Origin of the sequence: Pseudokordiimonas caeni, assembly GCF_026719705.1 — a bacterium.
Lineage (GTDB): Bacteria > Pseudomonadota > Alphaproteobacteria > Sphingomonadales > Kordiimonadaceae > Gimibacter > Gimibacter caeni.
On record NZ_JAPPRR010000002.1, the window covers coordinates 778,511 to 795,911 of the forward strand.

20 protein-coding genes are annotated in these 17,401 nt (G+C 62.1%); 11 read left to right on the forward strand and 9 right to left on the reverse strand.

The features are described 5' to 3' along the window. The first annotated feature begins 3 nt into the window (after positions 1 to 3). Genes OU694_RS12460 through recR form a run of 3 tightly spaced genes read left to right on the forward strand, consistent with a single transcriptional unit; the run spans position 4 to position 1,434 of the window. Complete coding sequence (locus OU694_RS12460) at positions 4 to 327, forward strand: YbaB/EbfC family nucleoid-associated protein (protein ID WP_308911332.1); 324 nt, start codon at positions 4 to 6, stop codon at positions 325 to 327. Positions 328 to 350: 23 nt separating this feature from the next. After that, positions 351 to 821, forward strand: a complete 471-nt coding sequence (locus OU694_RS12465) for an ABZJ_00895 family protein (protein WP_308911333.1) — start codon at positions 351 to 353, stop codon at positions 819 to 821. Positions 822 to 828: 7 nt separating this feature from the next. Then, on the forward strand, positions 829 to 1,434 hold the full coding sequence (gene recR / locus OU694_RS12470) for a recombination mediator RecR (RefSeq protein ID WP_308911334.1): 606 nt from the start codon (positions 829 to 831) through the stop codon (positions 1,432 to 1,434). Positions 1,435 to 1,589: 155 nt separating this feature from the next. Here recR and hemH read toward each other — a convergent pair whose 3' ends face one another. Beyond that, positions 1,590 to 2,612, reverse strand: a complete 1,023-nt coding sequence (gene hemH / locus OU694_RS12475; RefSeq protein WP_308911335.1) for a ferrochelatase — start codon at positions 2,610 to 2,612, stop codon at positions 1,590 to 1,592. Between the two features lie 155 nt (positions 2,613 to 2,767). Between hemH and OU694_RS12480 the strand changes: the two genes are divergently transcribed. Next, positions 2,768 to 2,959 (forward strand): hypothetical protein, encoded by a 192-nt coding sequence (locus OU694_RS12480; RefSeq protein ID WP_308911336.1) that lies wholly within the window; start codon positions 2,768 to 2,770, stop codon positions 2,957 to 2,959. A 12-nt stretch (positions 2,960 to 2,971) separates the two neighbouring features. On the opposite strand, the gene OU694_RS12485 is transcribed toward OU694_RS12480, so the two are convergent. Then, positions 2,972 to 4,021: a succinylglutamate desuccinylase/aspartoacylase family protein gene (locus tag OU694_RS12485; protein WP_308911337.1), complete on the reverse strand. Its 1,050-nt coding sequence runs from the start codon at positions 4,019 to 4,021 to the stop codon at positions 2,972 to 2,974. A gap of 137 nt (positions 4,022 to 4,158) precedes the next feature. On the opposite strand from OU694_RS12485, the gene OU694_RS12490 reads away from it, so the two are divergent. The 4 genes from OU694_RS12490 to argB all read left to right on the forward strand — a co-directional run bounded on the left by OU694_RS12490 (position 4,159) and on the right by argB (position 7,920). Beyond that, positions 4,159 to 4,848, forward strand: coding sequence for a cation efflux transmembrane domain-containing protein (locus tag OU694_RS12490; protein WP_308911338.1), 690 nt, complete (start codon positions 4,159 to 4,161; stop codon positions 4,846 to 4,848). Positions 4,849 to 4,860: 12 nt separating this feature from the next. Next, the gene (locus tag OU694_RS12495) at positions 4,861 to 6,150 is read left to right on the forward strand and encodes an MFS transporter (protein WP_308911339.1); all 1,290 of its coding nucleotides are present in this window, start codon (positions 4,861 to 4,863) and stop codon (positions 6,148 to 6,150) included. A 99-nt stretch (positions 6,151 to 6,249) separates the two neighbouring features. Then, positions 6,250 to 6,960 (forward strand): lysoplasmalogenase, encoded by a 711-nt coding sequence (locus OU694_RS12500; RefSeq protein ID WP_308911340.1) that lies wholly within the window; start codon positions 6,250 to 6,252, stop codon positions 6,958 to 6,960. A gap of 57 nt (positions 6,961 to 7,017) precedes the next feature. Further along, positions 7,018 to 7,920 carry an acetylglutamate kinase gene (gene argB / locus OU694_RS12505; protein ID WP_308911341.1) on the forward strand — a complete coding sequence of 301 codons (903 nt, stop codon included), beginning with the start codon at positions 7,018 to 7,020 and terminating at the stop codon, positions 7,918 to 7,920. A 9-nt stretch (positions 7,921 to 7,929) separates the two neighbouring features. On the opposite strand, the gene OU694_RS12510 is transcribed toward argB, so the two are convergent. Together OU694_RS12510 and OU694_RS12515 are read right to left on the reverse strand one after the other, a co-directional pair. Beyond that, complete coding sequence (locus OU694_RS12510; protein WP_308911342.1) at positions 7,930 to 9,234, reverse strand: DUF2336 domain-containing protein; 1,305 nt, start codon at positions 9,232 to 9,234, stop codon at positions 7,930 to 7,932. Between the two features lie 17 nt (positions 9,235 to 9,251). Beyond that, positions 9,252 to 10,883 carry a sensor domain-containing diguanylate cyclase gene (locus tag OU694_RS12515; protein WP_308911343.1) on the reverse strand — a complete coding sequence of 544 codons (1,632 nt, stop codon included), beginning with the start codon at positions 10,881 to 10,883 and terminating at the stop codon, positions 9,252 to 9,254. 95 nt (positions 10,884 to 10,978) lie between these two features. Between OU694_RS12515 and OU694_RS12520 the strand changes: the two genes are divergently transcribed. The 3 genes from OU694_RS12520 (at position 10,979) to dapE (ending at position 13,807) form a co-directional block, all read left to right on the forward strand. Then, complete coding sequence (locus tag OU694_RS12520; protein WP_308911344.1) at positions 10,979 to 11,698, forward strand: pyrimidine 5'-nucleotidase; 720 nt, start codon at positions 10,979 to 10,981, stop codon at positions 11,696 to 11,698. Positions 11,699 to 11,816: 118 nt separating this feature from the next. Continuing rightward, positions 11,817 to 12,662: a 2,3,4,5-tetrahydropyridine-2,6-dicarboxylate N-succinyltransferase gene (gene dapD, locus OU694_RS12525; RefSeq protein WP_308911345.1), complete on the forward strand. Its 846-nt coding sequence runs from the start codon at positions 11,817 to 11,819 to the stop codon at positions 12,660 to 12,662. Positions 12,663 to 12,670: 8 nt separating this feature from the next. Further along, positions 12,671 to 13,807, forward strand: a complete 1,137-nt coding sequence (gene dapE, locus OU694_RS12530) for a succinyl-diaminopimelate desuccinylase (protein WP_308911346.1) — start codon at positions 12,671 to 12,673, stop codon at positions 13,805 to 13,807. Positions 13,808 to 13,832: 25 nt separating this feature from the next. Here dapE and OU694_RS12535 read toward each other — a convergent pair whose 3' ends face one another. The 5 genes from OU694_RS12535 to pip form a co-directional block, all read right to left on the reverse strand. Then, complete coding sequence (locus tag OU694_RS12535; RefSeq protein WP_308911347.1) at positions 13,833 to 14,621, reverse strand: hypothetical protein; 789 nt, start codon at positions 14,619 to 14,621, stop codon at positions 13,833 to 13,835. A 14-nt stretch (positions 14,622 to 14,635) separates the two neighbouring features. After that, positions 14,636 to 15,415 carry a cupin domain-containing protein gene (locus OU694_RS12540; RefSeq protein WP_308911348.1) on the reverse strand — a complete coding sequence of 260 codons (780 nt, stop codon included), beginning with the start codon at positions 15,413 to 15,415 and terminating at the stop codon, positions 14,636 to 14,638. A gap of 63 nt (positions 15,416 to 15,478) precedes the next feature. Beyond that, entirely contained in the window at positions 15,479 to 15,859 is a 381-nt protein-coding gene (locus tag OU694_RS12545) for a GFA family protein (protein WP_308911349.1), read from the reverse strand. A gap of 16 nt (positions 15,860 to 15,875) precedes the next feature. After that, the gene (locus OU694_RS12550; protein ID WP_308911350.1) at positions 15,876 to 16,349 is read right to left on the reverse strand and encodes a copper chaperone PCu(A)C; all 474 of its coding nucleotides are present in this window, start codon (positions 16,347 to 16,349) and stop codon (positions 15,876 to 15,878) included. 22 nt (positions 16,350 to 16,371) lie between these two features. After that, the gene (gene pip / locus OU694_RS12555; protein WP_308911351.1) at positions 16,372 to 17,346 is read right to left on the reverse strand and encodes a prolyl aminopeptidase; all 975 of its coding nucleotides are present in this window, start codon (positions 17,344 to 17,346) and stop codon (positions 16,372 to 16,374) included. Positions 17,347 to 17,401: the final 55 nt, after the last annotated feature.

Consider the following 17,401-nt stretch of genomic DNA (forward strand, 5'->3'; position numbering starts at 1 on the left):
CAGATGAAGAACCTGTCGCAGATGATGAAAAAAGCCCAGGAAATGCAGGCCAAGATGGCCGACATGCAGGCCGGGCTCGATGACCTGACCGTTGAAGGCGTGGCCGGCGGCGGCATGGTGAAGATCACCCTTTCGGGCAAGGGCGACATGAAGGCGATCAATATCGATCCGTCGCTTTTCTCGGGCGAGGAAGCCGAAGTCCTTGAGGACCTGATCATGGCCGCCCACGCGCAGGCCAAGGCCAAGGCCGAGGAAGCGATGAAAGCCCAGATGGCGGAACTGACCGGCGGGCTCGGCCTGCCGCCGGGCTTCAAGATGCCGTTCTGAGGGGAGCATAAGGGGGAGGAAATATGGGCGTTTACACGCAGCAAACGGAACGCAAGCGACCGCTTGTCCTGATTTATGGCGGCTGGTTCACCGGGCTTTATATAGCGCTCCTCGTCCTCGTGAATTTCCTCGCCTTCGGGCTCGGGCTTGATCTCGGCGTGCTTGGCGGGCTTCTCACCGTCATCATCGCAGCCTTCGGCACCGGGCTCGTTTTCGTACGGCGGGAGAAGACAGCGCTTGAGAAGCCGTTGCAAATGCGGATCGCCATTTTCGGAATTGTCGCCGCGACCGTCTGTTCGCTCCTGATGAGCTTCATCGTGCTGCCGAAAATCTCCGGTACCGGCGCCAATCCCTTCACCCAGTTCGATGGCATGTTTGAAAGCTTCGTCTGGGTCTTCATCATGCTGCTGATCACCGGCATCAATTTCCTGCTGATCCATTATTTCCTCGGACTCGGCTCGGCGAACGCCAAGCCGGCGTCCGACAAGGCCTGACACCAGCATGCCCCGCTCCCACGGCGCCGACATCGATGGCCTCATCCAGCTTCTCTCGCGCCTGCCGGGTCTCGGGCCGCGCTCGGCCAAGCGGGCGGCGCTGCAGATGCTGAAGAAGAAAGACAGCGTGATGGTACCGCTCGCCCGCGCGCTCGCCGATGTGGCCGAACGGGTCGTTACCTGCACCACCTGCGGCAATATCGATACCCACGACCCCTGCCATGTGTGCGCTGACGCACGCCGCGACCGCGCCACCATCTGCGTGGTTGAAGATGTGGCCGATCTCTGGGCGCTCGATCGGTCGGAAAGCTTCCGGGGGCTTTATCACGTGCTCGGCGGCACGCTATCGGCGCTTGACGGGGTCGGGCCCGAGGACCTGAATATTGCCGGGCTCCTCGCCCGGGTGGACGCCGGCGGGATTGGCGAGGTCATCCTCGCGCTCAATGCCACGGTCGACGGCCAGACGACGAGTCACTATCTGGCTGAACGCCTGAAGGCGTCGGGCGTGAAGGTTACGGCCCTTGCCCATGGTGTGCCGGTTGGCGGGGAACTGGATTATCTGGACGATGGTACCCTCGCTGCAGCACTCCGCGCCCGCGGATCGGTAGAATAAAGGGGCATGACCCCGCTCGCGACTACACGGCAAAGGTCGTCCGTCAGCTTCGGTAATTTCTGCATGACATAGCCTTCCCGTTGCCATCACCTGTTCAGGCTGAACCGGGTGTGGGGCAAAAGGAGGGCAGTTTCGGGGCTGGTTTGGCCGCCGGGTCAGATCCAGCCAGCGAGCTGTTCCCGCGTCAGTGTTTCCAGAAGCGATATCCCGGCGGGGTCGGCGTTCAGGCAGGGCACATAATCGAACTTCTCGCCGCCTGCCGAGAGGAAGGTATGGCGAAGCTCCATATTGATTTCCTCCAACGTTTCAAGGCAATCGGCGAGGAAAGCGGGTGCCAGCACCAGAATGCGCTTCACACCTTTCGCGGCCAGTTCCTCAACCTTGCGGTCGGTATAGGGGCCGACCCATTCGGTGGGGCCGACGCGTGACTGGAAGGTGGAGATCAGCCCTTCGCCCTTGGCACCGAGCGCTTCTTTCAACAGCCGTGTTGTCTTGAAACACTGGCAGGGGTAGGGGTCGCCCTTGTCCCAATAGGCCTTGGGAATCGAATGGTAGGACGCGAGGATCGCTTCGGGCTGCCAATCGAGGCCCGCAAGCGCGGTTTCCACGCTTGTCTTCAGGCCACCGATATAGTGCCCGTGATCGTGGAAGGCCGGCATGGTGCGGATGGCTGGCTGCCAGCGCATCTTCTTGAGGATGCGGAAGGCCTCGTCATGCACGGAGGCCACCGTTGTGGCACTATACTGCGGATAGAGCGCGAAAATCAGGATGCGGTCGCAGCCCTTGGCTTTCAATTCCCCAAACGCGCCTTCCATCGAAGGATTGCCGTAGCGCGCCGCCCACACCACGTGGGCACCGTCGCCCATCGCAGACGCCAGCCCCTCGGCCTGCGCGCGGCTGATGGTGCGCAAGGGCGATTCGTTCAGCTCCCGGTTCCAGACTTTGGCATAGGCCCGCGCCGACCGCGCCGGGCGGAAGGTCAGGATGGGGCCGTAAAGGATCGGCAGCCACAGGGGTTTCGGCATTTCCACCACGCGCGGGTCCGACAGGAACTCGGCGAGATACCGACGCACGGCGCCGTAGGTCGGGGCGTCCGGCGTGCCCAGATGGACAAGCAGCACACCCGTCTTGCCGGTTGGTGTCGCGGGATGATCGGCAGGGCGGAGAGGGTCGGTCATGAAACTTTTCCGGGCTGATTATCGTGCGGATTTCTTTACGGCTTTTACGGCGTGAAGGCCAGCGCCGGATCACATTTCGCGCCGCAGATTCGCGTGCCGCGTGCCGATATGATAGGCTTTATCCATCAGGACCAGCAGAAAAAGGAGGGACTAATATGCAAGAACAGAATGCTCACACCTTCGCCCGCCGACTGTTTGACCGGATGGGCCACCGGGCCGAAGCCTATGTTGCCCAGAAGATCGAGGAGCTCGACAAGGCTTCGGACGATCAGGGTGTTGCCGACTGGCAGCGCGTGCGCCGCGCCATGCAGATCATCCGCCAGGAGGAACTGCGCCAGATCCACTGACGCCCTGAGGCATCAGCGCAGGATACGCACCAGCATCGCGCCCGGCTCGCGCCGCGGGTCGGTCGCGACAGATAATACATGCCCTTCATGGGGCGCCCGGTAGGTGGCGATTTCACGCCCGAACGGATCGTAAAGTGTGGCGAGCAATTGGCCCTGCTTCACCGGATCCAGAAGTGCCACATGAATGACGGCGAGGCCCCCTGCATCCGTCGTAACATTGCTGTAGCCGGAGCCGACAATCGGCTGCCGGGCAGGCGGCATGGCGCGCCCGGCGATCATGTCGGCGCGGCGCATGAGGTTGATGATGCCGTCATGGGCGCGGGTGGTCAGCAAAGGGTCGAACCGTTCGGGCACGCCGATCTCGAACGTGACGGCAGGGATGCCCGATTTCATGAACGTGGTTTCCACCGTGCCGCCCTCGCCCGGATCATTCTTGATCATGTCGGGCATCAGGTCGAACGCCATCTGGCGCGCCACAGCATTTGAAAAATCGGCAAACACAAAGAGCGGATAGGCGGTGCCGCGCGTCTGGGTATGCAGGTCCACCACCCGGTCAACCTGACCGGCCATGACGCCGTGCCAGAGGTCGGCGGCATAGCGCTCGGCCGCGTCCCCCTTCATCTCGCCCGGCATGGTGCGGTTAAGGTCGGTGCGGAAGCCCGATCCCGAACCCGAGATGAAATGCCGGTTACCGGCTTCAAGCCCCGGCTGATTGAGCCCCGGCACCATCAGGAGCGTGCCTTTCAGCGTCTTGGGGTCGATCCCCGCGGCAAGCTCATGGATCACCCGGATACCGGCCAGTTCGTCGCCGTGGATCGCCGCGAACAGCCCGAGACGCAGGCCGGGCTCGGCGCCTTTCAGCACGATGACCGGCACAAGATAGGGCTGGCCGGAGGCGCGCGCCGCGACGGAGAGATAGAAATCATGACGCCCGGTGGGGAGGCTGGCGGCCGCAATCATTTGCACCACGGGCACATCCTTGCCGGGCAGGGCTGCGGCGCGGGCAGGGGTGGCAAAGGTGGTGGCGAGGACCAGAAGGGCGATCAGATATCGTATCGTCATGAAAAGGCTTTCCAAGTTTCCCCGCTATGGTAGCCCGAAAGCGCTGCATGGCAAGTATGCACGACCCACTTTGGGGTTGCCTTGGATGCGGCCGGCGTGCCTAATGAACCATAGACACTGGATTTTCAGGAAGGACCATGGGCGCCAACTGCTGCTCGGCCGAGGTGAAGTTCGACGGGATGAGCCCGGCCTATCGCCGTGCGCTGATTGCCGTGATCGCCATCAATGCCGTGATGTTCGCCGTGGAGATGCCTTCGGGCTTCATCGGCAACAGCCATGCGCTGAAGGCCGATGCGCTCGATTTCGCGGCAGACACGGCCACCTACCTGATCTCCCTTCTCGTGATCGGCAAATCGCTGAAGGTGCGGGCAACCGCCGCACTTGCCAAAGGCATCAGCATGGGCCTGATGGGGATCGGCGTGCTTGTCGCCACCGTCTGGTCGGTCTTTGTGACCCACGAACCGGTGGCCCCGGTGATGGGGTCGGTGGGGTTGGCGGCGCTCGTCGCCAATGTGGCGAGCGTGCTGCTTCTGATCCGCTTCAAGGACGGCGACAGCAATGTGCGCTCGGTGTGGCTGTGCAGCCGCAACGATGCCATCGGCAATCTGGCCGTTATCCTTGCGGCTTCCGGCGTGTGGGCGACCGGCACCGGCTGGCCGGACCTTATCGTCGCCGGCCTGATGGCGAGCCTTTTCCTGTCGGGCTCGGTTGCCGTGGTGCGCCACGCGCGGGAAGACATGGCAACCGCCCGGCGGGCTGCCGAAGGCCCGCATGACGGGCACAATCACGAAAGCCATGGCCACCGCCATGGCTCCCCCGCGGAATAGGCCCGCGGCATCGTGGCGGGGAGCGCATTCCATCTTCTGAAGGAACGGGGCTTCCTCTCGCTGTTCGTCACCCAGTTCCTCGGCGCCTTCAACGACAACCTGTTCCGCTCGGCGCTGATCATGCTGATCACCTTCCGGCTGGCGAACGATGTGGATGTGGCGCCGGCGATCCTCAACAATCTGGCAATCGGGCTTTTCATCCTGCCTTATTTCCTGTTCTCCGCCTTTGCAGGCGAACTTGCCGACAAGTTTGAAAAGGCACGGCAGGTGCTTTTCATCAAGCTTTGGGAAGTGGGGCTTGCCATCTTTGGCGGTGTCGCTTTCCATATGGCGAACCTGCCTTTCCTGATGGCGGTGCTGGCCGGTCTCGGGCTGCAGTCCACCTTCTTCGGCCCCATCAAGTACGGCATCCTGCCCGATCTTGTGAAACGCGAGGACCTTCTTGCCGCCAATGCGCTGATCGAGGCTGGGACCTTCATCTCGATCCTTCTTGGCACGCTTGTGGGCGGGCTTCTGATCCTCACCGACGAAGGGATCGAGTCTGTCACAACCCTCGTGCTGGTGGTCGCGGTTCTTGGCACCATCAGCGGTGCCCTCGTCCCGAAAATGGGCGCAGCCGCCCCGCATATCAGGATCACGCCGAACATCTTTGCGTCCACCCGGCGCGAACTGAAGGCGGCGTGGGCGAGTGATATCGTGCGCCCGGCCATCATCGGCATCAGCTGGATATGGGCGCTCGGCTCGATTTACCTCACCCAGCTTCCGGTGCTGGTGCATGACCGGCTGGGCGGGGATGAGACCGTGGTCACCCTCTTTCTTGCCGTCTTCTCGCTCGGGATCGGGGTCGGGTCTTTCCTCTCGAACCATCTTCTGAAGGGGCAGGTATCGGCCAAGCTGGCAATCCCCGGGCTTGTGCTCCTGGCCGCCTTCTCGGTGCTGTTGCCGGTTGTGGTGCCGACCGCGCCGCCGCTCGGGTCGGCTCCTGTCGACTTCTGGGGCTTCCTCGGGCTGATTGACGGCTGGCTCGTGCTGGCGCTTGTCACCCTCACGTCGCTGGCAGGCGGGCTTGTGATCGTGCCCCTTTACACGCTTCTGCAGGAACGGACCCCGCGCGAGGGGCGGTCGCGGGTGATTGCCGTCAACAATATCGTCAACAGCGGCTTCATGGCAGGCTCGGCGGGCATCGCCGCCCTTCTGGCCGCTTCGGGGCTCGACAGCCTCGGCATCCTGATCGCGACGGCCGCAGGCAGCCTCCTCGCGATCCTGCCACTAAGGCCGCTTGACAGGCGGCTTCTGGCCTGAGGGCAACCTGCGGTTGGGCTGCCCACAAATGGCCTTAAATCAAGGTCTTGCAACCGCGCGCCGTGGCTGACACAATCCGCCGCAAAAGGGGGCCAGCGAGTGACCAGGATTTTTGCCAAGAAACGTTCCACGTTCCATTCTATTGCCATCCAGCTGGTGCTTGTCCTGTCGCTGATCGGCGCCGCGCTTTATGGCCTTGGCACCTACCCCCTTGCAGACGACCCGATGATCCGCCTGATCATGAAAGCTACCGGCGTTGGCTTCCTTGCCGCTTATGCGGCGCTTAATGCGCGGGCGAGCGATCACTGGATACTGGCGGCGGCCCTGGTGGCCTCTACTTTCGGTGACGTGCTTCTGGAAGGATCTTTCCTGCGCGGTCTTGGCGCCTTTCTCGTGAGCCACATCATCTATGTACTTCTTTATGCCCGCAACCTGCGCGGCAAGGGCGAGACCGGCCTTCCCCGTGTGGTGATCGTGGCGCTTGTCTGGCTGGCCAGTGGTGCCGTCGCCTATCTCCTGATGCCGTCGCTTGGCGAGATGCGCTGGCCGGTCGTGGCCTACAGCGGCGTGATCACGCTGATGGCGTCTCTTGCCATCCTCAGCCGCTATCCCTTCTGGCTGACCGGGATCGGGGCGCTGCTGTTCCTGTCGTCGGACACGATGATCGCGATGGACCGCTTCCTGCAGGTGGCGCCGCCCTTCCCGCATGCGATCTGGGTCACCTATTATGGCGGCCAGCTTCTGATGGCTATCGGCGTGCTGCGCGCGCAGGCGCCGACCGAGGTTCGGGGCGGCTACAGATTTGACTAATGCGCCACAGGGTCGCATAGTCGCCAACTTATTGGCGCCAAAATCAAGACCGGACCCATGATTACCGTGACCACCGACCAGCAAACCCTGCAGCGCAAGGCAGCAACCCTCATCGAGGCGCTGCCCTATATGAAGAAATATGCCGGCGAAACCTTCGTCATCAAATATGGCGGCCACGCCATGGGAGATGCCAATCTCGCCCGGCAATTCGCCGAAGACGTGGTGCTTCTGAAGCAGGTGGGCATCAACCCTGTGATCGTGCATGGCGGCGGCCCGCAGATCGGCAACATGCTGAAGCGGCTGGGCGTGCAGAGCGAATTCATTGACGGCCTGCGCGTGACCGACGCCGCGACCGTCGAGATCGCCGAAATGGTGCTCTGTGGTTCGATCAACAAGTCGATCGTGGCGGATCTCAACGCCGCAGGCGGCCGTGCCATCGGGCTTTCCGGCAAGGACAGCGACATGGTGATGGCGCGCAAGGTTTCGCGCACCAAACGCGACCCCGACAGCAATATTGAACAGGTGATCGACCTCGGTTTCGTGGGCGAGCCTTGCATGGTGGACCCGACCTTCCTGCAATCGAGCATGACGGCCGGCATCATTCCGGTGATCGCACCGATTGCCATGGGCGAGGACGGCAAGACCTACAATATAAACGCCGACACGATGGCGGGTGCCATCGCAGGCGCGCTGAAGGCCCGTCGCTTCTTTCTGCTCACCGATGTGGCCGGTGTGATGGACAAGGAGAAAAACCTCCTGACCGAGCTCGGCAAGACGGATATCGACGAACTGATCGCCGATGGCACCATTTCGGGCGGCATGATCCCCAAGGTCGAAACCTGCCTGATGGCGGTGGAAGCCGGGGTGCGGGGTGCTGTTATCCTTGATGGCCGCGTCACCCACGCGATCCTTCTGGAAATCTTCACCGAACGTGGGGCCGGCACCATGATCCGCGCCTGAGGCGTGGCCTCAGGGCTGGTCGAGGAAATAGCTGAGGTGCCAGTCAAGCTCGTCAGCATCGATCGGATAGGTGCGACCGTCCTTCGGATGCAGGAGCTGGGCTGAAGGCACCAGCGCGAATTTCACCTGCAGTTCATACGCTGTCCGCATCACCAGCTGGGCCCGCCAGGCAAGCGCTGTGACCGCGCGGCCGGATTTCGAATGGATGATGCGGCGGATGGTGGCGACCGGCAGGTCGGACGCCAGCGCCAGACACTGGATCAAGAGCTCGCGCCGGCCGCTTTCGATCTGCTGGTGCACGAACTGGTCGTTGATCGCGCCGCGTTCATAAAGGTCGAGCGCCGTTTTATAGAGCTTCGCTTCCTCGTCCTCGCCGACCCGTTCGCCTGCCAGGCGCTCGCGCACACGGTCCAGAAGGGCTTCGGCGTCGGCTTCGGTGAGCGCGCTGCCGTCCACCATCGCATGTACAAGGGCAGAGGCCACAAAACCCGCAATGCGTTTCATCGCGCGGATCGAAAGCTGCGGCCGCATGGCAAGCGGCTGATGCAGCGCTTCCACGCCCTTGGCCTGATCGATGATCTGGTCGAGCGTGGCTTCGCGGATCTGCGCATTCTGGTTGGTGAGGAGGGCTGCAATCGCCGGGATGTCGAGCGTGGCGGCGATATCGTCCGACACACCTTCCGAGACAATGGCGCGCCGTGCGATGGCGGAAAGCGCCGCACTCGATGCACCTGCCGCAATGATTTCGCGCAGGTCGTCGTCATTCAGGAGCGGCGAATATTCAAGGATCGGGGCGGCGACCATGTCCTCGATATCGCGGGCGAGCTTGTCGACCATCGGTTTCGGGACATTGGGGCTCGTCTTGATCTCGTCGGCGATGATGGCGCGGACCTTCGGCAGCTGGTCGGCAGCCAGCGCTTCCAGCACATCAATGGCTCGTTCGCGGATCGCCGTCTGCTCGCCCGGCGCCAGCCCCGGCACCAGCCGCGCGATCTTGCGGGCAAGTTCAAGCCGCACTTCGTCGTCCTCGTCGGCCGCGAGCTTTTCATCGGCATGGATCGGGGTCGAGGGGTTCGAGGCGATGATCTGGCGTACCTGCGGCGAGGCGTCGTCGGCCAGATAATAAAGCACTTCGGGCCGCGCATCGGTGCGCGCGGCCAGTGCCTTGCGCTCGCCAAGGCTGCCGTCCTTCAGGATCTGCTGTTCCTTTTCGGACGTCAGTGCGGGCGGCAGCACAGCGGGCGCTTCTGCCCTTGCCTTGCCCTTGCCGCCATCCTGACCCATTAACGATTTCAACCGGTCAAACAGACCCATAAACCCCAACCCCCGGCTCAATCGAGGACGGCGACGGCAACTTCGCCGCGACCCGCCTTCTTGACCTCATATAATGCATGATCGGCCTTTTCCGCCAGCCGGTCGAAATCGGCCCCGCCGCCCGGCTTGCTTTCGCATACGCCGACCGACACACCGAGCGCAAGATCGGGCTGCCCGAGCCCGGCTTTCACGCCTTTCATGCAGTCGATCAGCTGCCGGCCCTTTTCGGCACCGACATCCGCCCCCACACCTTCAAGCCAGATGACGAACTCGTCCCCGCCGTACCGGGCGGCGAGGTCGGTCGGCCTGATGATGGCGGTCAGCGCTTTCGAGAAGGCGACCAGCGCCTGATCGCCTGCCGCGTGGCCGAGCGTGTCATTCACTTCCTTGAAATGGTCGAGATCGACAAACACAAGGCAGCCGCCCGATCCGGTGCGGGACTGGTTTGTCAGTCGCCGGCTCACCATGTCGCGGAAGGCGCGGCGGTTGAGGAGGCCTGTGAGTTCGTCCGAGGACGACAGCCGCGAAAGCTTCTCCACCAGATCAGCCTTGGCAAGTGCGGCGGTGAGCATGCTGCCGATGCCGGCGAGCAACTCGCGTTCCTGCGCCGCCCACGGGCTGACGCCGGTGTCGCGTGACAGGACGACAGCGCCCTGCGCGTTACTGCCTTGCGAAAGGTGCAGCAAAAGATGGCTGCGGCCGGGCGCATCAAGGTCGAAAACCGGTGTGTCGGGCTTGGCGGCAATCGCGGCGGCGACCCAGTTTTCGGAAAGTTCCACCTGCGTTTCGCCGGCGACCCCAGCGAGGAGGAAGGTGCGGCCGACCTGTTCGAACACCCACACGGTATCGGCGCGGAAAAGATCGGCGCAGAGGCGCGCGGCACGGTCGCGCAGTTCATCGGCACCCACGACCTCGTTGAGGAGCTCGGCAATCCGCTGCAGCATGGTGAGGCGCAGGTTGGTGACCCGCATGGCGCGGTCGGCGTCCACCCGCGCGCTCACATTGCGCACGGTGCCGCGTACCCCGGCCGGGCGGCCATCGCTGTCGTTCATCGGCTCCACCGCGAAATCGGCATAAAGCCGGTCGCCAAAGGCATCGACAGGCAGCGCCTCGAACACGCGCGCGCTGCGGCTGGTGAAAGGATTGTGCGCGGGGCCGGCGCTATCAGGCCAGAAGACGGGTCGTGCCTCGGCGCCGATCCAGTCATCGGTTTCCTGTCCGAAGGCGATGGCCGGGCTCACGAAGCGGAAGCGGCCGTCCGTATCCACCTCGAACGACAGATCGACGGTGCGATCAAGAAGCCCCTTGAGGAGCGCGCGGCTGTGGATGAGCGCGTCTGTTGTGCGGTCGGCAAGCGTGGTTTCGCGCGCCACCAGAAGCACGCCTTCGGCCTCGGGGATGGCGACGAGCCAATAATTGCCGGTTGTCTCGCCGGTCAGGCGGTCCTCGGCGGGCAGGCCGGTTTCCATGGCGCGGCGAACTACCCGCATCACGGGTTCGGATTGGCTGGCGTAGGCAAAAGCGAGGATATCGGCCGTAGCCGAACGCTCGACAAGGCGGCCGTCAGCGGCGAGCCTCAGCGCGATGATATCGGCCGATTTCAATGCCTTCGGCCCCGGATATTGCCTGTTTCCGGCGGTCTGGGTCATGCCTTCTGCTTCCCGTCCCATTGTTAAGTGCGCCTTAATCGGCACTGCGATAGGATCAGATACTAGAGGGCAAATCAATGCCATAGAAGCCCCTGATGCGAGACGCGAGGAACTATATGAACGAATATAACGCCGCCCTTCACCCCGACCAGCGCGATACCTGGGTCTTCGATCTCGATAACACGCTGTATCCGGCCGAGTGCGATCTCTTTTCACAGATCGACCGCAACATCGGCACCTATGTGGCGGACCTTCTGAAGCTGTCGGCGGAAGATGCGCGCAAGGTGCAGAAGGGCTATCTCCTTGAGCATGGCACCACGCTGAAGGGCCTGATGGTGAATTATAGCGTCGATCCGCATCATTATCTGGCGGCCGTCCATGATATCGATTTTTCGCCGATCCAGCCGGACCCGCACCTGAAGGCGGCCATCGACCGGCTGCCGGGCAAGAAATATGTCTTCACCAATGCCGACCGGCCTTACGCCGAGGAAGTACTGACGCGCCTCGGGCTTGGTGACACCTTCAACGGCCTTTTCGATATCCATGATGCCGAGCTGCACCCCAAGCCGGTGATCGAAACCTATCACCGCTTCCTGAAGGATCACGGTGTGAATCCGGCGCGGGCGGTGATGTTTGAGGATATGGCGCGCAACCTGATCCCCGCCCATGCGCTGGGGATGGGGACTGTCTGGATCGACACCGGCTCCCCCTGGAGCCGGGCTGACCATGACCCCGCCCTCATCCACGCGGAAACGGACGGTCTCACCGGCTGGCTCGATGCCTATAGCCGCGCGGTGGAAAAGCACCATAGCTGACCATAAGCGTAAGCTCAGCTTGCCAGCCTGAAAACCCAAGGTGGCGTTGACTTGGGGGGCAGCATCGCTATTGTCGTCGCACCCTGAGAAAATCCCTGTGCGCCGAGGATAGACGCCCATGTCCCTTCACGAGCTTGAAGCCACCATCGATGCCGCGTTCGACGAGCGCGACACCATCACCTCCCACACCCGCGGCGCCGTGCGCGAAGCGGTTGAGGCTGCCCTGACGCTGCTGGATAATGGCGAAGTGCGCGTGGCCGAGAAACAGGACGGCAAATGGGTGGTCAACCAGTGGCTCAAGAAAGCGGTTCTCCTGTCGTTCCGCCTGAATGACATGGAACTGATCAAGGGCGCGCCCGGCAACGCCGCCTACTGGTGGGACAAGGTGCCGTCAAAATTTGAAGGCTGGTCCGACCGGCATTTCACCAAGGCCGGCTTCCGTGCCGTGCCCGGTGCCATCGTCCGCCGCTCCGCCTTCATCGGCAAGGGCGCGGTCTTGATGCCGTCGTTCGTGAACCTCGGCGCCCATGTGGGCGAGGGCACGATGGTGGATACCTGGGCCACCGTCGGCTCCTGCGCGCAGATCGGCAAGCATGTTCACCTTTCGGGTGGTGCCGGCATCGGCGGCGTCTTGGAGCCCCTGCAGGCCGGCCCCGTGATCATCGAGGATAACTGCTTCATCGGTGCGCGCGCCGAGGTTGCCGAAGGTGTGGTGGTTGAGGAAGGCTCCGTCCTTTCCATGGGGGTGTATCTCGGTGCCTCCACCAAGATCGTGGACCGCAACACCGGCGAGGTCTTCATGGGCCGCGTGCCTGCATATTCGGTCGTTGTGCCCGGCACGCTGCCCGGCAAGCCGCTGCCGGATGGCACGCCCGGCCCCAATCTTTACTGTGCGGTGATCGTGAAGCGGGTGGACGAAAAGACCCGTTCCAAAACCTCGCCTAACGAACTCCTGCGCGACTAGGCCGAAAAATGATTGATCCGGTTGCGCTCTCGCAAGCCCTGATCCGCCAGCCGAGCGTCACGCCCGATACGGGCGACGGCCTTGATGTGCTGATCCGCGCGCTGGAGCCCCTTGGCTTCACCTGCCACCGGCTGGTGTTCGAGGAAGAAGGCGCGGAAGCGGTCGCCAACCTGTATGCCCGCATCGGCGAGGGTAGCCCGCATCTATGCTTCGCGGGCCATACCGATGTGGTGCCAGTGGGCGCGCACGGCCAGTGGTCGGTCGACCCCTTCGCGGCAGACGTGAAAGACGGCCAGCTTTACGGGCGCGGCGCGGCGGATATGAAATCCGCCATCGCGGCCTTCGCCGCCGCCGTTTCGCGGCACTTGGCCAAGGGTGACCTGAAAGGCAGCCTTTCCTTCCTCATCACGGGGGACGAGGAAGGCCCGGCGATCAACGGCACACGCAAGGTGCTGGATTGGCTGCGGGCCCGCGGCGAGGCCATCGATTTCTGTCTGGTAGGGGAGCCCACAAACCCGCAGGCGCTCGGCCAGATGATCAAGATCGGGCGGCGCGGCAGCCTGCATGGCATCATCCGCGTTGAAGGCGTGCAGGGCCATGTGGCCTATCCGCACCTGGCGCACAATCCGATCCCCGATCTCGTGAAAATCCTCAGTGAACTCACGGCCGAGCCGCTCGATCAGGGCAATGCGCATTTCCAGCCCTCGAACCTCGAGGTCGTGAATGTGCATGTCGGCAATGAAAGCCACAATGTGATCCCGGCCGAGGCGACGGCCCGCTTCAATGTGCGCTTCTCGTCCGATTTCACGCCCGAAGCCCTGCAGGCGGAACTGACCCGCCGCATGGACCGCGCCGGCGTGAAATATGCCATCGACTGGTGGGTTTCGGGCGACAGTTTCCTCACCGAGCGCGGGCCGCTGACCGATGCCGTTGTGGCAGCGGTGGAGGCCGTGACGGGCCAGACCCCGGAACTATCCACCACCGGCGGCACCTCGGACGCGCGCTTCATCAAGGATATGTGCCCGGTCGTCGAGTTTGGCCTCGTGGGCGCCACCATGCACAAGATCGACGAGCATGTGGCCGTCGCCGACATCGAAGCCCTCGCGAAGATTTACGAGGGCGTTATTGAGCGGTTGGTGGGGTGAGAGAAAGGGAGGCCTGTTCCTCAGGTTATGAGTTGTTATTTTGCCCAGCATATTTTGATATGAGATCAAATATATTTTTACGGGTGATGTTTTCCCTGATCAAAGGATAGGGTACTTTTAATTTTTTTAAATCTTCTATACTACATTCAATGTCTTTGAAGTTTTTATATACATACTCGTTATATGAAAAAATGTTTAGGCTTGTTGTTGTTGTAGAGTTTACATCAAAAATTACCCGTGTTTTCTCAACGTATAATTTTCGGAAATCGCTTTCCTCGTCTTCTTGGTCTTCATCCCATATTGGCGGTTGATCTGGTATTTTTTCGTATGCAATGCCGGATTCTGCATGTTTCTCGATTAATTCGAGCAGGTTTTCAATTCGGGAATATAGAAGTGGGTGCATTAATGGATGACTCAAGTCAGCGCACCTATGAAAATCTCCTCTGAGTTTTGAGAGGTTATCTCTTGCCACGTGAACTGCATTTAGCGTTTCTTGTGGCATAAAGTTTAGAGAGAATATGACGTCATTTAGAGATTCAAGTATTTGGCTCATTCTTGAAGCCATAACTTTTTGATCTTTCGAAAGCTCTGTTGCAATTTTCTTCGCGTCTCGATCTTGAGCTAAACGAGCGGCCACAACTGCAAGCACGATCGTTGCAATAATTTGTACCCAGTCCGAAATACTGCCCCAATTTGTGAAACTCATTGGAGGTAATTTTGTCCCAGCAAGGTACCCACATATAGTACCTAGAACAGTGCCAAACATGGCGCCAAATGCTAATGGCTCAGTATCTTTAAAGTCATTATTTTTCATAATGTTACACCAAATCACTCCACCACCAGATCGAGCTTTGTCTTGCCCCAGATCAGCAGCAGGCTGTCTTCAAGGGCCACGTTCGGGCCGTGCGGGGTGTGGTTCACGGCGTAGCTGAAGTGGCCGGGGGCGGCGATGGTGTCGCCGAGTTGCATCCGGCCCGAGATCAGGTAGGTGCCGTGGTCGCCATTGGTGTGATGGTGGCGGGGCTCGCGGAAGCCTTTCGGGAATTTCAGCAGGGCAACGCCGCCCCCCGTTTCCGGGTAGCTGTAAAGGCGCGCGGCCATCATGCCTTCGGGGAAGCCTTCGGCCTTCACCGGCTGCCACTCGACGGTGCTCGTATCCACCGCCACGACCGGGGCGCCCGGCGTGGCGGGGTCACCGAGATGCAGATCCAAGGGGCCGTCGGCCCAGCGCAGAAGCTCGGTTTCCTCCAATGCATCATTCGGCCCGTGCGGGGTGCCTGCGGGGAAATAGACGAAGGCGCCGGGGCCGACGATCCTGCCGCCCGAGTTCAATTTGCCCTTCAGGATGAAACCCGTGTGTCCGTTTGTCGTGTGATAATGCCGGGGCTCCAGATAGCCCTTCGGGAATTTCACGATGGCCACGCCCGGCGTGCCGGGGGCATCCTGAAAGATGAAACGCTGGGTCAGGCCCGGCGGGAAGGCGCTGGCGCCCGCCGGCACCCATGCGAGGGTGCTTGTGTCGATCTCGACCGTGGTGGGCCGGTCGTCACTGCGTGCCGGAAACGAAAAAGCCGCCACAAAGGCGGCGGCCAGAAACAGATGTTTCATCCCTGATCCCCCTTATGCCCGTGGGGCGAGCATAAGGGAAACGCGCGGGTGTGGGTAGCGCCCTTAGCGGATCGTATCCACATTCTGCTCCCAGTTGGCGCCGTCGAACGGCACCACGGTCATCTCCGTCACCGTATCGCCTTCAAGGCAGCCGGCATGGACGCTGTAGGCGTGCGGGTGGCTTCGGGGCACATAGAAGCTTTTGATGCCGCAGGTCTTGCAGAAGAAATGGCGGGCGGTGCGGGTGCCGAAATTGTATTCCGCGATATTTTCCCACGGGGTCAGCAGGCGGAAATCGGCCTTTTCGACAAACAGGTGCAGGAAGCCCGTTTTCTTGCAGATGCTGCAATTGCAGGCATGCACTTCCATCGTTGCGGGCGCGTCGATTTCGAACCGGACGGCGCCGCAGTGGCAGCCGCCGGTGTGGGTCACTTTATCGGTCATTTGAAACGGTTTCTGCTCAGTGGTGGCCGGCGTGGTCGTCTTTCTTGCCGTCCATGCCGGTGACGGTGACGATCACCGGCACGCTGCCGGCTTTGTCAAAAGTCAGCGTGATCGGGAAAACGTCGCCTTCCTTCAGGGGCTCGGTGAGGCCGATCAGCATCACATGATAGCCGCCGGGGGCGAACGCGATGGTCTCGCCGGGTGCGATGGGCAGGCTTTCCACCATGCGCATCTTCATCACGCCGCCTTCCTCGCTCGACTGGTGGATTTCAGCGACCTTGGCGCGCTCGGTCGCCACACCGGTCAGCGTCACCATTTCATGGCTGCCGTTTTTCACGGTCATGTACACCGCACCGGCGCGGGTCATGGTGCCCGTGGTGCGCGCCCAGGGATGCTCCACCATCACGCCGTCATGATGGCCGTCCTCGTGCGCAAGTGCCGGGGCGGCAAGCGAAAGGCTCAGGAGAAGGGGGGCAAGGAAACGGCGCATGGGTGGCTCCTATGGGTGGGGATCAGGGAAGGATCAGGTTGTCGGTCGCCTTGATCAGCTCATGGCGGATGCCGGGCTCGAAGGCGGAATGGCCGGCGGCGGGTACCACCTTCAGCGTCGCCCACGGCATGGCCTGCGCCAGCTCGAAGGCGGAAACCGGCGGGCAGATGGCATCGTACCTGCCCTGCACGATGGTGGTCGGCACATGGGCCAGCCGGTCGGCATCGCGCAGGATCTGGTTGTCGGTCTCAAGGAAGCCTTTATGCACGAAATAGTGGGCCTCGATCCGCGCGAAGGCGAGGGCGAACTCGGGGTCCACCGACAGGCGCTGCTGGCCCTCGTCGGGGATCAGTGTTACCGAGCTTGCTTCCCAGAGGCTCCATTCCTTCGCGGCCATCAGGCGCTGGCCGGAATAGTCGGGGTCGGTCAGGCGGCGGTGATAGGCGGCAATGATATCGTCCTGCTCGTCATCGGGGATCAGCGCGCTGAAACGTTCCCATGCTTCGGGGAAGATGGCGCGGGTGCCGTAGCCGTAAAACCAGTCAAGCTCGCGCTGGCGCATCAGGAAGATGCCGCGGAGAACGAGATGCGTCACCCGGTCGGGGTGGGTTTCTGCGTAAAGGAGCGCGAGGGTCGAGCCCCAGCTGCCGCCGAACAGCGCCCAGCGCTTGATGCCGAACTTTTCGCGGATCAGTTCCATATCCGCCACCAGATGCCAGGTGGTGTTGTTTTCAAGGCTTGCATGCGGACGGCTGCGGCCGCAGCCGCGCTGGTCAAACAGGATGATCCGGTAACGCGCAGGATCGAAGAAGCGGCGCTGCATCGGGCTCGTGCCGCCGCCGGGGCCGCCATGCACGAAAAGGATCGGATAGCCATCCGGGTTGCCGGACTGTTCCACATAAATCTCGTGCCCGTCGGGCGTGCGGACATGTTCGCGCGCGAACGGCTCGATGGCGGGATAGAGAGGGCGTCTCTCTTCTATGGTGAAGGCGTCCAAGCCCTGCTCCTTGTCGCTGCGGTCTATCTCGCAGCATAAAAGCGGGGGAAGCGGG